Source organism: Sphaerisporangium cinnabarinum (assembly GCF_055567015.1).
Genome location: NZ_JBVHRG010000002.1, coordinates 1 through 16,068 on the forward strand (window position 1 = coordinate 1; position 16,068 = coordinate 16,068).

The window sequence follows — 16,068 nt, forward strand, 5'->3', positions numbered from 1 at the left end:
CGCCAACGTCTGCGCCAGATACGTCTTGCCCGTCCCCGTCGGACCGATCAACAAGATGTTCGACTTCGCCAGCTCCACGTAGTCCGCGTCGTCGGGGTTCGACGGCTTGGCCTGCTCCCCCGCCTGCACGCGCTTGTAGTGGTTGTAGACCGCGACGGCCAGGGCCCGCTTCGCGGCGTCCTGGCCGATGACGTACTGCTCGAGGAACTCGAAGATCTCCTTGGGCTTGGGCAGCTCCGTGAGGCCGAGCTCCGTCGCCTCGGCGAGCTCCTCCTCGATGATCTCGTTGCAGAGGTCGATGCACTCGTCGCAGATGTACACGCCGGGGCCCGCGATGAGCTTCTTGACCTGCTTCTGCGACTTGCCGCAGAACGAGCACTTCAGCAGGTCGGCACCGTCTGAGATACGAGCCACTACGCGTCTCCTTGTCCCGGTGCCCGGTCCTCCGGCCGTCGGGTTCGACGGCTCAGGGCCCGGGCACGGCCGAGCGGGTCCTGCTCCCCATTCCACACCACGGGGCCCCCGTTGTCAGGTGGGCTCTCCGCACGAGGCACAAACGTGTCGCGCCGCCGGCCCCGAGGGGACGGCGGCGCGGCGCGTGGTCAGGCGTGCCGGGTCACGGCTTGTTGATCGCGACGGCCTTGCGGCTCTCGAGGACCTGGTCCACGAGGCCGTACTCCTTCGCCTGCTCGGCGGTGAGGATCTTGTCGCGCTCGATGTCCTGGCGGACCTGCTCGACCGACTTGCCCGAGTGCAGCGCGAGGGTGTCCTCGAGCCACTCGCGCATGCGGATGAGCTCGTTCGCGTGGATCTCGATGTCGGACGCCTGCGCGTAGCCGCCGCCCTCCATCGCGGGCTGGTGGATGAGCACGCGCGCGTTGGGGAGCGCGAGACGCTTGCCCGGCTGGCCCGCGGCGAGCAGCACGGCCGCGGCGGAGGCCGCCTGGCCGAGGCAGACCGTCTGGATCTGCGGCTTGATGTACTGCATCGTGTCGTAGAGCGCGGTCATCGCGGTGAACGACCCGCCCGGCGAGTTGATGTAGAGGATGACGTCGCGGTCCGGGTCCTGGCTCTCGAGCACGAGGAGCTGGGCCATGACGTCGTCCGCGGACGCGTCGTCGACCTGGACGCCCAGGAAGATGATGCGGTCCTCGAACAGCTTGGTGTAAGGGTCCTGCCGCTTGAAGCCGTAGGCCGTGCGCTCCTCGAACTGCGGGAGCACGTAGCGGGCGGACGGCGCGCCGCCCGGCAGGGCGACGCCGCCGGGGCGGGCCGCAGGGCCGGCGAGGCGCTGGGCGGTGGACAGGTACTGGGACTCGGCGCTGAAGCTCACGGGTTCTCCTCGGTGAAGTCTGGTGTCCGGTGCGGGGTCAGGAACCCGTGGTGCCGCCGCCGCCGGTCACGGACGACGCGTTGGTGACGACGTGGTCGATGAAGCCGTACTCCAGCGCCTCCTGCGCGGTGAACCAGCTGTCCCGGTCGTTGTCCTTGAGGATCTGCTCGAGCGGCTTGCCGGTCTGCTCGGCCGTGAGCTCGGAGAGCACCTGCTTCATGTGCATGATGAGCTGCGCGTTGATGCGCACGTCCGTCGCGGTACCGCCGATGCCGCCGGACGGCTGGTGCATCATGACGCGCGCGTGCGGCGTCGCGTACCGCTTGCCCTTGGTGCCGGACGACAGCAGGAACTGCCCCATCGAGGCCGCCATGCCCATGGCGATCGTCGCGACGTCGGGCTGGATGTACTGCATGGTGTCGTAGATCGCCATGCCGGCCGTGATCGAGCCGCCGGGCGAGTTGATGTACAGCCAGATGTCCTTGTCCGGGTCCTCCGCGGCGAGCAGCATCATCTGGGCGCAGATGGCGTTCGCGTTCTCGTCGCGCACCTCCGAGCCGAGCCAGATGATGCGCTCCTTGAGGAGCCGGTTGTAGATGGAGTCGTTGAGTCCGAGGCCCGGACCCTCGGCGCGGTTCACCGGGGCCGTCGCGTCGGACGGCAGGTACAGCTCGTTCACATCCATCTCCTTCGTCGCTCCCGCGGGTCGCCCCCGCCTGCGCTGCCCTGGCCGGCCGGGACGGCGTCCCGGTCCAGCCGTGCTGCAGTGACCCTAACGCGGTCCGTGCCCGCCGTTCGTCCCGGCGGGCCGCGTTTTCGCTGACGGCGCACCAGGTGCGCCGACCCTCGCCGACGACGACGGCCCGCACCCTCGCGCAGAGGGTGCGGGCCGTCGTGGGGACCGTCCGGCCGAGGCCGCCGAGGCGTCAGGCCTTGGTCGCGTCCTTCTCGTCGTCCTCGACCGGGGCGTCGGCCGCGGGGGCGGCGGAGTCGTCAACGAGCGCCTCCTCGACCGGCTCACCGGCGACGTCCTCGACGGGCTCGTCCGCGGCGGCGTCCTCGTCGTCCGAGCCGATGAACTCGGTCAGGTCCACCACGTTGCCGGCGGTGTCCTTGACCTCGATCTGGCGCAGCGCGACGGCGAGCGACTTGGAGCGCGCGACCTCGCCGACCATCGCGGGGATCTGCCCGCCCTGGTCGAGCGACTGGATGAACTGGTTCGGGTCCATCCCGTACTGGCGCGAGGCGCTCACGAGGTACTCGAGGAGCTCGTTCTGCGCGACCTTGATCTCGAGCTGCTCGGCGAGCGTGTCGAGCAGGATCTGGTTGCGCAGGGCGTCGGTCGCCTCGACCGTGACCTCGGCGCGGTGCGTGTCGTCCTCCAGGCGGCCCTCGGACTCGAGGTGGCGGTGCACCTCGGCCTCGACGGCGCCCGCGGGGACGGGGATCTCGACGGCGTCGTTGAGCGCCTTGAGCAGCTCGTCGCGCGCCGCGACGGCCTGGTTCGACGTCTTGATGCTCGCGACCTGCTCGCGCAGGTCCGCGGTGAGCTCCTCGAGCGTGTCGAACTCGGAGGCGAGCTGGGCGAAGTCGTCGTCGGCCTCGGGGAGGTCGCGCTGCTTCACGGAGGTGGCGGTGACGGTGACCGCGGCCTCCTTGCCCTCGTGCTCGCCGCCGGCCAGCGGCGCGTTGAACGTGGTCGTCTCCTCGGCAGACAGGCCGGTGAGCGCCTCGTCGAGGCCCTCGAGCATGTTGCCCGAGCCGATCTGGTAGCTGACGCCGGAGACGGAGTCGACCTCCTCGCCGTCGATCTCGGCCTTCAGGTCGAGCACGACGAAGTCGCCCTCGGCCGCGGGGCGGTCGACGCCGACGAGGGTGCCGAAGCGCTCGCGCAGCGCGTCGAGGCGCTCGGTGACGTCCTCGTCCGTGACCTCGGCGGGCTCGACGGTGATCGCGAGCGAGTCGAGCGCGGGCAGCGTGATCTCGGGGCGGATCTCGACCTCGGCGGTAAAGACCAGCTGACCCTCGCCGGCCTTCGCCGGGATCTCGGTGACCTCGACCTCGGGCTGGCCGAGGGGGCGCAGGTTCTCCTCGCTCGCGGCCTGGCGGTAGAAGCCGGAGAGCGCGTCGTTGACGGCGTGCTCGATCACGGCGCCCCAGCCGACGCGCTGGTCGATGACGCGGGGCGGGACCTTGCCCTTGCGGAAGCCGGGGATGTTCACCTGCTCCGCGATGTGCTTGTAGGCGTGGTCGATGCTCGGCTTGAGCTCGTCGTACTCCACCTCGACGGTCAGCTTGACCTTGGTGGGGTCCAGGGTCTCGACGGCGCTCTTCACTTCGATGATCTCCAACTGATCGGGGCGGGCCGCGGACGGCCGGGGACGGCACCGCACGCGGGCGTACGGGCAACCGTCCCATCGTACGCGAGCGGTCAAGCGCGCTCGACGCGGCGGCTCGCCCGTGGCGCCCGTCGCGGCACGGCGAGCAGCACCGCGAGCGCCACGACCGCCGTCGCCGCGACGGTCGGCCACCGCAGTCCGACCGCGCCGACCGCGTCGAGGAGCACCGCCATGACCATCTGCCCGCCGACGACGGTCAGCGTGAGGACGAACGTGCCGAGGTGCCGGACGGCGAACGCGGCCGCGACGGTGACGAGGGTCCCCAGGGGGCCGCCGAGGTAGAGCCACCACTGCGCCGGGAGGGTGACGCCGTCGAGCAGCCCGAGGGGGACGCCGAGGGCGCACACGAGCGTGATGCCGGCGAGGCCGCCGGTGACCGAGGTGAGGGTCGCCACGACGGGGTCGCCCGTGAGCTCCGTGACACGGCCGTTGCCGGCCTGCTGGCCGCACAGCACCGCGCCGCCGACGAAGAGCGCCGTACCGGCCGCGACCACCGCCCACCCGGGGCCGCCCGCGCTGCTGCCGAGCACCGCGATCCCGAGCCCCGCCACCGCGGCGAGGCCCGCTCCCGCGCGACGCGGCGTGAGCCGAAGGGGCGCGGGCAGCCCGACGCCCCGCGCGTCGAGCGCGAGCCCGGCGACGGTCTGGCCGGCCACGGCGCAGACCGAGGCGACCGCGACCCCGACGAGCGGGATCCCCGCGGCCATCGCGACGACGATCGGCACGCTGCACAGCCCGACCGCGAACCACCACCACGAGGCGGTCGAGCGCACGACGGCGAGCGTCGACCGGACGCGGCGGCGGACGACGATCACGAGCACGGTCCCGAGGAGGGTGCCCACGTAGGAGAGCCATGCGGCGAGGACGGGTCCCGTCCCTGCGGCACCGAGATCGCCGTTGAGGCGCCCCTGGAGCGAGAGCACCGCGCCGCTCCCGGCGGCGACGAGCGCGGCGACGGTGACGCGGGCCGCCGGGCCGGCGGGCGCGAAGGCCTCGCTCAACGGGCACCTCCTGGGGACCGGGGCCGCCGCGACGGCCCGGACGTCGGCGACGTCCCGCGACGCCCCCGCAGGGCGCCGCGCGAAGGTCGGGGTGACAGGATTTGAACCTGCGACCTTCCGCTCCCAAAGCGGACGCGCTACCAACCTGCGCCACACCCCGTCGTCCGCCGCGGCGGGCGGACCAGGGGCAAGTGTACTGGCGGGACGGTGCGCCACCGACGGCGCCGGCCGCGCACGGACGCGCAGGGCGACGACGCGGGCACCGGCCGCCCGCCGACGTTTGCTAGGGTGGCGGCCGCAGGTCGGTGGCACGCCGTCCCGGGCGGCCGCACAGGCCGACCACCGGACGCATCTCACGACCCGCGCGGGCGTAGCTCAATGGTAGAGCCCCAGTCTTCCAAACTGGCTACGCGGGTTCGATTCCCGTCGCCCGCTCCGATCGTCCTCGACACCACGGGCGCCCCGCCTCCACGGCCGGGCGCCCGTCGTCGTCCCCCGTCCGTCCTGCCGCGCACGGCGCTCCGGGCCCGACGCCGCCCGCACGCTGCCACGAGCCCTCCCCGGACGGCGTTGCAGGGCCGCGCCGCGGACCGATAGCCTCAGGGCACGCGCGCCGTCGGCACGCCCGGAGCTCCGGGCGGCTCCCGGCGCGACCGACCAGGAGGAGCGAGGAATGACCGCGACGACCGCGCGTCCTGCATCGCTGCACCGCGCCGCGCCGCGCACCTCCTGTTGTCGCTGTCTCGGCTGCCGCTGACGACGGCCGTCCCCGCGTGCCCCGGCACGCCCGCGCACGTCCCTCGTCCCGCCCGAGCCCGTCCCGCCGTCCGCGCGCGTCCGCGCCGCCCCCGCGAGACGCTGGACCCCGGCCACCGGGCGCGCCCCGCTCCCCATCGGTACCCCCACCTGGCTCACCCCGAGCCGTCGACAGAAGAGGAAGACATGGCACGCATCTACGACGACGTCACGCAGCTCGTCGGCAACACCCCGCTGGTCCGGCTCAACAAGCTCACCGAGGGGCTCGGCGCCACCGTGGTGGGCAAGCTCGAGTTCTACAACCCCGCCAACTCGGTCAAGGACCGCATCGGCGTCGCGATCATCGACGCCGCCGAGGCGTCCGGGGAGCTGAAGCCCGGCGGGACGATCGTCGAGGCGACGTCGGGCAACACCGGCATCGCGCTCGCGATGGTGGGTGCGGCGCGCGGGTACGACGTCGTGCTGACGATGCCGGAGACGATGTCGAAGGAGCGCCGCGCGCTGCTGCGCGCGTTCGGTGCGGAGCTCATCCTCACGCCGGGCTCCGAGGGCATGAAGGGCGCCGTCAGCCGCGCCGACGAGATCGTCGCCGAGCGCGAGGGCGCGATCCTGGCCCGCCAGTTCGCCAACGAGGCGAACCCGGAGATCCACCGCCGCACGACGGCGGAGGAGATCTGGGCCGACACCGACGGCGCGGTGGACATCGTCGTCGCGGGCATCGGCACGGGCGGCACCATCACGGGCGTGGGCCAGGTGCTCAAGGAGCGCAAGCCCGGCGTGCAGATCGTCGCGGTCGAGCCGGAGGAGTCGGCCATCCTCAACGGCGGCCAGCCCGGCCCGCACAAGATCCAGGGCATCGGCGCGAACTTCGTGCCGGAGATCCTCGACACCTCGGTCTACGACGAGGTGATCGACGTCAACGCCGAGACGGCCGTCGAGTACGCGCGCCGCGCCGCCAAGGAGGAGGGCCTGCTCGTCGGCATCTCGTCGGGCGCCGCGATCGCGGCCGCGCTGCAGCTCGCCGCGCGTCCCGAGAACGCGGGCAAGCTCATCGTGACGATCATCCCGTCGTTCGGCGAGCGCTACCTGTCCTCGGTCCTCTACGCCGACCTGCTGGACTGACGTGACCGACCCCTACCCCCGCGCACGGACGGCCGGCCACCGGCTGCGCCGGTTCGTGCGCGTGCTCGGCGAGGACCTCGAGGCGGCCCGACGGCGGGACCCCGCCGCGCGCAGCCGCCTCGAGGTCGCTCTCGCGTACCCCGGCGTGCACGCCGTGTGGGCCTACCGGCTCGCGCACCGCATGTGGCGCGAGCCGCTGCTGCGCCTGCCGGCACGCCTCGTGTCGCAGGCGGCGCGGGCGCTCACCGGCGTGGAGATCCACCCCGGGGCGCGCATCGGCCGACGCCTGTTCATCGACCACGGGATGGGCGTCGTCGTGGGCGAGACCGCCGTGGTCGGCGACGACGTCGTGCTCTTCCACACGTCGACGCTCGGCGGGCGCTCGATGAAGCGGGGCAAGCGCCACCCCACGCTCGGCGACCGGGTCGTCGTCGGTGCCGGGGCGAAGATCCTCGGCCCGGTGTGGGTCGGCGACGACGTCCAGGTCGGGGCCAACGCCGTCGTCGTCAAGGACGTGCCCGCGGGCGCCGTCGCCGTCGGCGTGCCGGCCACGGTCCGGATGCCGGCGGGCACGCCCGCCGCGCGCGAGACCGTCGAGGACCCGTCGCTCCTCATCGAGTACGTCATCTGAGGGCCGCGACGGCGCCCCCGGATCGGCTAGTGTGGTCGCGGGCGGTACCTGAGACCGCGCGTACCGGATACCCCCCTGCCCGGTACGCCCTCGGGTACCGCCCGCCCACCGCCGCTCGCGGCCGCCCGTCCGCGGCAGCCCGGCCCGGCACCACGACCCTCGACGAGGAGGAGCGCGCATGCGCCTCGGCATCCACACCGGCTACTGGTCGGCCGGTCCCCCCGACGGCATCCAGGACGCGATCGTGGCGGCCGACCGCCTCGGCGTCGACTCGGTCTGGACCGCGGAGGCCTACGGCTCCGACGCGTTCACGCCGCTCGCGTGGTGGGGCTCGCGCACGACCCGCATCCGCCTCGGGACGGCCGTCGCGCAGGTCTCCGCACGCACCCCGACCGCGACGGCGATGGCCGCGCTGACGATGGACCACCTCTCGGGCGGCCGGTTCGTCCTCGGCCTCGGCGTGTCCGGGCCGCAGGTGGTCGAGGGCTGGTACGGGCAGCCGTACGCGAAGCCGCTCGCGCGCACGCGCGAGTACGTGCAGGTCGTGCGCGACGTCCTGCGCCGGGAGGCGCCCGTGACGTCGTCCGGGCCGCACTACCCGCTCCCCCTGCCCGAGGGCGCCGGGACGGGCCTGGGCAAGCCGCTGCGCTCGACCGTCCACCCGCTGCGGGCCGACCTCCCGATCCATCTCGCGGCCGAGGGACCCAAGAACATCGCGCTCGCGGCCGAGATCGCGGACGGTTGGCTCCCGCTGTTCTACTCGCCGCGCATGGACGCCACGTTCCGCGAGCTCCTCGCCGACGGCTTCGCGCGGCGTGCGCCCGACCGCTCGCCCGAGTCGTCGTTCGAGGTGAGCGCGACCGTCCCCGTCGTCGTGCGCGAGCACGTCGAGCAGGCGGCGGACCAGGTGCGCCCGTTCCTCGCGCTGTACGTCGGCGGGATGGGCGCCAAGGGCGCGAACTTCCACCGCGACGCGCTCGACCGCCTCGGGTACGCCGAGGCGTGCGACGAGATCCAGGCGCACTATCTCGCGGGCCGCAAGGACCTCGCCGCCGCCGCCGTCCCGACGTCGATGGTCGAGGACGTCGCGCTCGTGGGGCCGCCCGAGAAGATCGCGCGCGACCTCGCGGCGTGGCGCGAGACGGCGGTGACGACGCTCCTCGTCCAGGGCGACGCGACGGCCGTGCAGACGCTCGCCCCGCTCCTCGCGGCACCGACCCCGGGCTGATCCCGACCGCGGCGGTCAGTCGTTTGCGCCGGGGAACCAGACGGCACGGCGCAGGTCCACACGGCGCCCGTCGCGCGACAGCGGGCACCCCTCGGCGCGGAGCTCCGCGAGCGCCGCGTCGAGGTGGTGCGCGGGCGGCGACCCCGCCGCGTTGACGATCCGCCACCACGGGACCGGGGCGCCGTCGTCGTCCACCCCGGACGACCCGGCGAGCACCTGCCCGACCTGGCGCGGGCCGCCCCGCCCCAGCGACTCCGCGACGATCTCCGCGACGAGCCCGTAGGTCATGGCCCGCGCGGGCGGGACGCGCCGCACGAGGTCGAGCACCGCGGTCGCGTACTCCTGGGCGAGGGCCCGGGGGTCGGCGCGGTCGTCGTCGCCGGCTCCGTCACGTCCGGGGGTGCGTCGTGCCATGGCGCCCGACCCTAGCCGTCGCGAATGTCCTGGCGCGAGCACCGCCCGGGACGCCAGGATCGGGGGCATGAACGACCACCGACCCGCCCGCCTCCCCGACGGCTACGAGATCGTCCCCCTCACGTCCGCCGACCTGCGCGACGTGCTCGACCTCGACACCACGACGTTCCCCTCGCCGGTCGAGGTCGACGAGCTCGTCGACCTCCCCTTCCCGCTCACCTGGGAACGCGCGCTCGGTGTGACGGTCGAGCGCGAGGACGTCGACGCGCCGCCGGTCGACGGTGCGCGCCCCGTGCGGCGCGAGCTCGTGGGGATGCACGCGTCGTACCCGTTCGCGCGCTTCCCGGTCCCCGGGGCGACCGCACCGGTCGCGGGCCTCACCTGGGTGGGCGTCCACCCCGCGCACCGGCGGCGCGGCATCCTCAGCGCGATGATCGACACGCACCTCGCCCGGTGCCGCGAGCGGGGCGAGCCGGTCTCGGCGCTCTTCGCGGCGGAGGCGGCCATCTACGGCCGCTTCGGGTACGGCAAGGCGGCCGACGACGTACGGCTCACCGTCCCGCGCGGCGTCGCGCTGCGCGACGTCCCGGGTGCCGAGCGCCACACCGTGCGCATCGAGCGCGCCGACCGCGCGCGGCACGGCCAGCTCGTCGCGACGATCCACGAGCGCGCGGGCGCCGACCCGACGGGCCAGGGCGCGGGCATCAACCGTCCGGGGTGGGCGACGCGCGAGACACCCGAGCTCCAGGCGACGTTCTGGGACGACGCCAAGGTGTGGCGCAAGGACCGCGAGCCCACGCGCATCGCGGTCGTCGAGCTCGACGGCGAGCCGCGCGGGTACGCGCGCTTCCACCGCAAGCTCTCGTGGGAGGCGACGGGCCCGCGCGGCCCGGTGAGCACGGGCGAGGTCGTCGCGCTCGACGCCGCGGCCGCCCGCGCGCTGTGGGGCGTGCTCACCGACCTCGACCTCACGCACGAGGTGACGCCCTTCATGCTGCCCGTGGACGACGTCGTCACGAGCCTGCTCGTGGACCCGCGCTCCGCGTCGCCGCGCCTCGCGGACAACCTGTGGGTCCGGGTCGTGGACGTGCCCGGCGCGCTCGCCGCGCGCCGGTACGCGGCGGACGTCGACGTCGTCCTGCACGTGACCGACGCGCGCCTGCCCGACAACGCGGGACGCTGGCGCCTGCGGGCGGAGGCCTTCGGCGCGGCGGCGGCCGAGCGGACCGACGACGCGGCGGACGTCTCGCTCGACGTGCGCGAGCTCGGCGCGGCCTACCTGGGCGGGACGTCGCTCGCGGCCCTCGGCGCGGCGGGTCTCGTCACCGAGCACTCCCCCGACGCGCTCGCGCGCGCGAGCGCGGCCTTCGGCTGGCCCGTCGCGCCGGTGTGCAGCTGGGTGTTCTGACGCGGCGGGTGCACCCGGGTCCCGGGTGCACCCGCGGTCACGTCTGGCAGACGCCGCACCAGAAGAGGTTGCGCCCCGCGAGCTCCTTGAGCAGCACGGGCGTGCCGCACACCCGGCACGGCAGCCCGTCGCGGTGGTACACGTAGAACGCCTCGTCCGCGGGCACGGCGTCGGGCGCGACGTCGGTGTTCTGCCGCACGGGCCGCCGCCCGGTCGCCGCGCCGCCGGGGGCCGTGCCGTCGGGGGCCGTGCCGTCGTCGCGGTGCTCCGGGCGGGTCGTGACGATCGCGCCCGTGCGCGCGCCGTCGCGCATGAGCACGACGAGGTCGTCCCACACGGTCCGCAGGTCCTCCGCGGGCACGTCGCGGCCGGGGCGCATCGGGTCGAGCCCGGCCCGGAACAGCGCCTCCGCGCGGTAGATGTTCCCCACGCCCGCGACGACGTCCTGGTTCATGAGGAGCAGCCCGACGGGGCTCCGCGAGCGCCGCACCGCGGCGACGAACGCGTCGCGCGCGTCAGGCTCCCCGGGGCCCGGAGCACGGATCGGGTCGGGCCCGAGCCGGTCCTCGACGGCACGCTTCTCGTCGGCCGTGACGACCTCGCACGCCGTCGGGCCCGTGAGGTCCGCGACCGCGTGCGCGCCGACGAGCCGGACGCGCACGGCGCCGCGCGGCGGCGGGGGCGACCAGGCGCCGTCGGGCGCGCCGGGCGCCTCCCCCGGGCCCGCCGGGACGGTCTCACGCTCACCGATCCGGCGCCGGGGCGCGCCGATCGCGTGCACGACGGCGGTGCCGCCGTCGCCCGCGAACGTCCACGCCCCGTAGAGGCCGAGGTGCACGCGGAGCCAGCGGACGTCGTCGGACGCGGCACCCGGCGCGGCGAAGCCGAGGAACATCTGCTTGCCCCACGCCTCGCTCGCGACGAGCACGCGCCCGTCGAGCAGGGCCGCGCCGGGGGCGAACCGGCCCTGCGGGCTGCTCACCGCGAGCGGCTCGCCCGTGAAGAGCTCGCCGAAGGCGCGCGCGAGGCGGTGGACGGTGTGGCCCTCGGGCACGTCAGGCCGAGGTGCCGCGCGCCGCCTCGTACGCCGCGAGCTGGTCGATGCGGCGCTGGTGGCGCGGGTCGCCGCTGAACGGCTCCGCGAGGAACGCGTCGACGAGCTCGACCGCCTCGTCCACCGAGTGCTGGCGCGCGCCCACCGCGACGACGTTCGCGTCGTTGTGCTGCCGCCCGAGGCGCGCGGTCTCCAGGTTCCAGGCGAGCGCGGCGCGCACGCCGACGACCTTGTTCGCCGCGATCTGCTCGCCGTTGCCGGAGCCGCCGATGACGACGCCCAGCGAACCGGGCTCCGCCGCCACCGCCTCGCCCGCCGCGAAGCAGAACGACGGGTAGTCGTCCTGCGCGTCGTACGTGTGGGCACCGTGGTCGACGACGTCGTGACCCGCCGCCCCCAGGTGCTCGACGAGATGGGTCTTGAGCTCGTAGCCGGCGTGGTCCGCGGCGATGTGAACGCGCATGGGCTCATCATGCCCCAGCGGGCCCCCTCGCCGCCGAGGTGAGGCCGTAGCCTGAGACGCATGACACAGACCTCCCCGACGTCCACGCCTCCGGCCTCGTCCGGCACCCCCGACGCGACGCGCTCCGGCATCGACCTCGACGCGCTGGACCCCGCCGTCCGCCCGCAGGACGACCTGTACCGCCACGTCAACGGGCGCTGGCTCGCGACGCACGAGATCCCCGCCGACCGCGCGATGGACGGCGCGTTCCGGGCGCTCTACGACCAGGCGGAGGTGCACGTCCGCGAGATCATCACGGACCTCGGGGAGCAGGTCGCGGCGGGCGGCGCGGACGTCGGGCCGGACGCCGCGAAGGTCGGGGCCCTCTACGCGAGCTTCATGGACACCGAGCGGATCGAGGCGCTCGGGACCACGCCGCTGCAGCCGGACCTCGCGCTGATCGCGTCCGCGACGACGCAGGCCGAGCTCACCGGCGCGCTCGGCGCACTGCAGCGCACGGGCGGCGCCGGCGCCGTCGGCTTCTGGGTCGACAACGACGCGAAGGACCCCGAGCGCTACGTCGCCTACCTCTACCAGTCGGGGCTCGGCCTGCCGGACGAGGCGTACTACCGCGAGGACCAGTACGCGCCCGTGCGCGAGAAGTACGTGCCGCACGTCGCGCGCATGCTCGCGCTCGCGGGCGTGACGTCCGAGACGTGGGGCGCGACGCCCGAGGACGCCGCCGAGCGGATCATGGCGCTCGAGACGAGGCTCGCCGCGAAGCACTGGGACGTCGTGCGCGACCGCGACGCCGACCTCACCTACAACCCGCGCACGCTCGCCGCGCTCGTGGAGGAGGCGCCCGGGTTCGACTGGCGTGCGTGGGTCCTCGCGCTCGGCGCGCCGCAGGGCTCGCTCGACGACGTCGTGGTGCGCGAGCCGGACTTCGCCGCCGGGTTCGCCGAGCTCTGGGCGAGCGAGCCGCTCGAGGACTGGAAGCTGTGGATGGTGTACCACCTCGTCACCGCCCGGGCGCCCTACCTCTCCGACGACCTCGTCGAGGCGAACTTCGACTTCTACGGGCGCACGCTGTCGGGAGCGCAGGAGGTGCGCGAGCGCTGGAAGCGCGCCGTCTCCGTCGTCGAGGGCGCGCTCGGCGAGGCCGTCGGCGCCCAGTACGTCGCGCGGCACTTCCCGCCCGCGCACAAGGCGCGCATGGAGGAGCTCGTGGACTCCCTCGTGGCCGCCTACCGCGAGTCGATCACGACGCTCGACTGGATGACCGACGAGACGAAGGAGAAGGCGCTCGCCAAGCTCGAGGCCTTCACGCCGAAGATCGGCTACCCCGTGCGGTGGCGCGACTACTCGGCGCTCGTCGTCGACGCGCACGACCTCGTGGGCAACGTGCGCCGCGCGCACGCGTTCGAGCAGGACCGCGAGCTCGGCAAGATCGGGCGTCCGCTCGACCGCGACGAGTGGTTCATGACGCCCCAGACGGTCAACGCGTACTACAACCCGGGCATGAACGAGATCGTCTTCCCCGCCGCGATCCTCCAGCCCCCGTTCTTCGACCCCGAGGCCGACGACGCCGTGAACTACGGCGGCATCGGCGCCGTGATCGGCCACGAGATCGGTCACGGGTTCGACGACCAGGGCTCCAAGTACGACGGCGCGGGCCGCCTCGAGGACTGGTGGACGGCACGCGACCGCGAGGAGTTCGAGAAGCGGACGACAGCGCTCGTCGCCCAGTACGACGCGTACCGACCCGCCCAGCTCGGCGAGGACGGCCCGCACGTCAACGGCGCGCTGACCATCGGCGAGAACATCGGCGACCTCGGCGGCCTGTCCATCGCGCTCAAGGCCTACCGCATCGCCCTCGGCCGTCCGCTGGACGAGGCGCCCGTGGTCGACGGGCTCACGGCCATCGAGCGCGTGTTCCTCGGCTGGGCCCAGGTGTGGCAGTCGAAGGGCCGGGACGAGGAGGTCGTGCGGCGCATCGCGACCGACCCGCACTCGCCCAACGAGTTCCGCTGCAACGGGGTCGTGCGCAACGTGGACGAGTTCTACCGCGCCTACGACGTGCAGCCGGGCGACGCGCTCTACCTCGCGCCCGAGGAGCGCGTGCGCATCTGGTGACGCCGGACGCACGAGGGCCCGCGGCGGGTCGTCCCGCCGCGGGCCCTCGTGCGTGGTGGTCGGTCCGGTCAGAGCGTCCGGATGCCCGCGCGCGCGATCGTGAAGCCCTTGCCCGTGGCGTCGTCGCGGCACGTCATGCCGGTCTCCGCGCTGTCGCACGTGAAGGGGCCGACCGTCTTGGACGTGCCGTAGTCGAGGATCGCGGTGTCCCCCGGCGCGGGCTGCGGCTGCTCGGCCGCGGGCACGCACGGCTGGTCGACGCCGCCGCCGGCCTCCAGCACGACCTTGTAGCCCACCGTGCCGTCGCACCCGTCCACCGGGGCGGGCTGCGCGCCGAGCTGGGCGATGACGCACGTCGCGCTGACGTCCGTCACCTCGCAGGTGATGTTCCGCGACTCCGACGCGAACGTCTCGGACACCGTGGGCTCGGCCGGAGGCGTCTCCTCCGCTCCCTCCGTGGCGGACGCCGCCGGGGACGTCGACGCCCCGCCGAGCGGTTCCTCGTCGCCGCCGCCGAGCAACGAGATCGCGAAGACGATCGCCCCGAGGACGAGCAGCGCGTCGACCACGATGAACGCGATCCATCCGGCGCCCAGACGGTTCGAGCCGCGACCGTCGCCGCTCCCCCCGCGCCCGCCGCGACCGCCGGTCGACGGCCCGGACGGTGCGCCCGTCGACGCCGCGCGCGGCGCGGCGGCCGGGGCCGCCGAGGCCGGCGGGTGGTACGCGGGCTGCTGCGACGCCGGCGTGGCCGCCGCGTGGGCGGGCTGGCCGGTCGGCTCGTACGCCGCGGTACCGCCCGCGTACGGGCCTGCCGCGGCGTACCCGGCCGACGTGTCGCCCGGCGCGTAGCCCGGACGGCCCGCGGCCGTCCCGACCGGGGCCGCGACGCCGAAGCCGTTCTGCTCGGTCGCGTAGCGCACGCGCTGCGGCGGCACGGGGGACGGCGAGGGCGCCGGGACGGCGGGCTGCGCCGCCGTCGGGAGCTGCGTGATCGGCGTGACGTGCTGGACCGTCGTCGCCTGGAAGGACGCCGCCGACGCGACGACGGTCGGCTGACCGTCCGCGGGCGTGGCGCGCGGTGCCTGGGCCGTCGGTCCGCTCGTCGGGGCGAAGGAGGGCGGCCCGGAGGACGCGTGCGCGGGCACGGGTGCGAACGCCGTGGTCGGCTGGGCGTCGTCACGACCGACCGCGGCCCCCGGGACGCCGCCGGGGGGCGGCGGCGGCGGTGGCACGGGTGCGTTCGGGGACATGCTCGGCTCCTCGCGGGCTTCCTCGGCGGACTCGCCCGGTGCGACCGGGCGGCGGGCGCTCCTGACACCGCCCGCGAACTGACGAAGCATGGCACGAGCCACCCGCACCGGTCGAACCCCGGGAGCCCCGCGACGCCCCTGCCCCCGCGGTCTGCACGACGTCGGCACGACGTCCGCACGACGGCGACGCCGTGCCCGACGTCAGTCGAAGACCGGCCCCTGGGTGCGCGTGCGCTTGAGCTCGAAGAAGCCCGGCGTGCTCGCGACCAGCACGCACCCGTCCCACAGCCGGCCGGCGGCCTCGCCCTTCGGGGCGGGCGTCACCACGGGACCGAAGAACGCCGTCCCGCCGAACGCGACGACGGGGGTGCCGACGTCCTCGCCGACGCGACCGATGCCCTCGGCGTGCGACGCGCGCAGCTGCTCGTCGTAGGCGTCGGAACCCGCCGCCTCGGCGAGCGACGCGGGCAGGCCCACCTCGGCGAGCGCCTCGCGCACCACGGCGTCGTAGTCCGTGCGACCGCCCGGGTGCAGGCGCGTCCCGATCGCGTCGTAGAGGGGCTTGACGACGTCCTCGCCGTGCTCGACGCGCGCGGCGGTGACCACGCGCACCGGGCCCCACGCCTTCTCCATGAGCTCGCGGTACTCCTCCGGCAGGTCCCGGCCCTCGTTGAGCACCGCGAGGCTCATCACGTGCCAGCGGACGGTCACGTCGCGCACCTGCTCGACCTCGCCCATCCAGCGGCTCGTCATCCACGCCCACGGGCACACGGGGTCGAACCAGAAGTCGGCGACGCGCAGGTCGTCCTCGGTCGCGGTCGGGTCGGTCGTGGCGGTGAGCGTCACGGGTCGGTCTCCTTCGTCGTCGGTCGCGCCCGGGGGTCCGGGTCG

15 protein-coding genes and 2 tRNA genes are annotated in these 16,068 nt (G+C 74.5%); 6 read left to right on the top strand and 11 right to left on the bottom strand.

Going from position 1 to position 16,068, the window contains the following annotated elements; translation table 11 throughout:
- The 6 genes from ACZ4MO_RS03005 to ACZ4MO_RS03030 form a co-directional block, all read right to left on the bottom strand.
- Nucleotides 1–414: ClpX C4-type zinc finger protein (locus ACZ4MO_RS03005; protein WP_499278597.1), on the bottom strand; the 414-nt coding region annotated here is incomplete at its 3' end.
- A gap of 202 nt (nt 415–616) precedes the next feature.
- Complete coding sequence (locus tag ACZ4MO_RS03010) at nt 617–1,252, bottom strand: ATP-dependent Clp protease proteolytic subunit (RefSeq protein WP_167405795.1); 636 nt, start codon at nt 1,250–1,252, stop codon at nt 617–619.
- 118 nt (nt 1,253–1,370) lie between these two features.
- Nucleotides 1,371–2,003, bottom strand: coding sequence for an ATP-dependent Clp protease proteolytic subunit (locus ACZ4MO_RS03015; RefSeq protein ID WP_499278630.1), 633 nt, complete (start codon nt 2,001–2,003; stop codon nt 1,371–1,373).
- Between the two features lie 256 nt (nt 2,004–2,259).
- Entirely contained in the window at nt 2,260–3,669 is a 1,410-nt protein-coding gene (tig, locus tag ACZ4MO_RS03020; protein WP_175008173.1) for a trigger factor, read from the bottom strand.
- A gap of 95 nt (nt 3,670–3,764) precedes the next feature.
- Entirely contained in the window at nt 3,765–4,733 is a 969-nt protein-coding gene (locus ACZ4MO_RS03025) for a DMT family transporter (protein WP_175008172.1), read from the bottom strand.
- Between the two features lie 86 nt (nt 4,734–4,819).
- Nucleotides 4,820–4,893 (bottom strand) — tRNA-Pro (locus ACZ4MO_RS03030).
- A gap of 204 nt (nt 4,894–5,097) precedes the next feature.
- On the opposite strand from ACZ4MO_RS03030, the gene ACZ4MO_RS03035 reads away from it, so the two are divergent.
- The 4 genes from ACZ4MO_RS03035 to ACZ4MO_RS03050 all read left to right on the top strand — a co-directional run bounded on the left by ACZ4MO_RS03035 (nt 5,098) and on the right by ACZ4MO_RS03050 (nt 8,470).
- A tRNA-Gly gene (locus ACZ4MO_RS03035) sits at nt 5,098–5,168 on the top strand.
- A gap of 507 nt (nt 5,169–5,675) precedes the next feature.
- Complete coding sequence (gene cysK / locus ACZ4MO_RS03040; RefSeq protein WP_021482934.1) at nt 5,676–6,611, top strand: cysteine synthase A; 936 nt, start codon at nt 5,676–5,678, stop codon at nt 6,609–6,611.
- Between the two features lies 1 nt (nt 6,612).
- Nucleotides 6,613–7,242, top strand: a complete 630-nt coding sequence (gene epsC, locus ACZ4MO_RS03045) for a serine O-acetyltransferase EpsC (protein WP_255437036.1) — start codon at nt 6,613–6,615, stop codon at nt 7,240–7,242.
- A 178-nt stretch (nt 7,243–7,420) separates the two neighbouring features.
- The gene (locus ACZ4MO_RS03050) at nt 7,421–8,470 is read left to right on the top strand and encodes an LLM class F420-dependent oxidoreductase (protein ID WP_175008171.1); all 1,050 of its coding nucleotides are present in this window, start codon (nt 7,421–7,423) and stop codon (nt 8,468–8,470) included.
- A 15-nt stretch (nt 8,471–8,485) separates the two neighbouring features.
- Here ACZ4MO_RS03050 and ACZ4MO_RS03055 read toward each other — a convergent pair whose 3' ends face one another.
- The gene (locus ACZ4MO_RS03055) at nt 8,486–8,884 is read right to left on the bottom strand and encodes an MGMT family protein (protein ID WP_175008170.1); all 399 of its coding nucleotides are present in this window, start codon (nt 8,882–8,884) and stop codon (nt 8,486–8,488) included.
- 67 nt (nt 8,885–8,951) lie between these two features.
- Here ACZ4MO_RS03055 and ACZ4MO_RS03060 point away from each other — a divergent pair, with 67 nt between their 5' ends.
- On the top strand, nt 8,952–10,292 hold the full coding sequence (locus ACZ4MO_RS03060) for a GNAT family N-acetyltransferase (protein ID WP_175008169.1): 1,341 nt from the start codon (nt 8,952–8,954) through the stop codon (nt 10,290–10,292).
- A 37-nt stretch (nt 10,293–10,329) separates the two neighbouring features.
- On the opposite strand, the gene ACZ4MO_RS03065 is transcribed toward ACZ4MO_RS03060, so the two are convergent.
- Both ACZ4MO_RS03065 and ACZ4MO_RS03070 read right to left on the bottom strand, forming a co-directional pair.
- Nucleotides 10,330–11,346, bottom strand: coding sequence for a zinc finger domain-containing protein (locus ACZ4MO_RS03065; protein WP_175008168.1), 1,017 nt, complete (start codon nt 11,344–11,346; stop codon nt 10,330–10,332).
- Between the two features lies 1 nt (nt 11,347).
- Entirely contained in the window at nt 11,348–11,809 is a 462-nt protein-coding gene (locus ACZ4MO_RS03070; protein ID WP_074810546.1) for a ribose-5-phosphate isomerase, read from the bottom strand.
- A 60-nt stretch (nt 11,810–11,869) separates the two neighbouring features.
- Between ACZ4MO_RS03070 and ACZ4MO_RS03075 the strand changes: the two genes are divergently transcribed.
- On the top strand, nt 11,870–13,924 hold the full coding sequence (locus tag ACZ4MO_RS03075) for a M13-type metalloendopeptidase (RefSeq protein WP_175008167.1): 2,055 nt from the start codon (nt 11,870–11,872) through the stop codon (nt 13,922–13,924).
- A gap of 68 nt (nt 13,925–13,992) precedes the next feature.
- Here the strand turns inward: ACZ4MO_RS03075 and ACZ4MO_RS03080 are convergent, their stop codons facing one another.
- Complete coding sequence (locus ACZ4MO_RS03080; RefSeq protein ID WP_175008166.1) at nt 13,993–15,177, bottom strand: hypothetical protein; 1,185 nt, start codon at nt 15,175–15,177, stop codon at nt 13,993–13,995.
- Between the two features lie 201 nt (nt 15,178–15,378).
- Nucleotides 15,379–16,023, bottom strand: coding sequence for a mycothiol-dependent nitroreductase Rv2466c family protein (locus tag ACZ4MO_RS03085; protein WP_400109818.1), 645 nt, complete (start codon nt 16,021–16,023; stop codon nt 15,379–15,381).
- Nucleotides 16,024–16,068 lie beyond the last annotated feature (45 nt).

Excerpts from the sequence above, each read along its gene's own strand:
- ACZ4MO_RS03080 (WP_175008166.1), bottom strand. The coding sequence starts at position 15,177 with ATGTCCCCGAACGCACCCGTGCCACCGCCGCCGCCGCCCCCCGGCGGC.
- ACZ4MO_RS03075 (WP_175008167.1), top strand. The coding sequence starts at position 11,870 with ATGACACAGACCTCCCCGACGTCCACGCCTCCGGCCTCGTCCGGCACC.
- ACZ4MO_RS03055 (WP_175008170.1), bottom strand. The coding sequence starts at position 8,884 with ATGGCACGACGCACCCCCGGACGTGACGGAGCCGGCGACGACGACCGC.
- cysK (WP_021482934.1), top strand. The coding sequence starts at position 5,676 with ATGGCACGCATCTACGACGACGTCACGCAGCTCGTCGGCAACACCCCG.
- ACZ4MO_RS03060 (WP_175008169.1), top strand. The coding sequence starts at position 8,952 with ATGAACGACCACCGACCCGCCCGCCTCCCCGACGGCTACGAGATCGTC.
- ACZ4MO_RS03070 (WP_074810546.1), bottom strand. The coding sequence starts at position 11,809 with ATGCGCGTTCACATCGCCGCGGACCACGCCGGCTACGAGCTCAAGACC.
- ACZ4MO_RS03050 (WP_175008171.1), top strand. The coding sequence starts at position 7,421 with ATGCGCCTCGGCATCCACACCGGCTACTGGTCGGCCGGTCCCCCCGAC.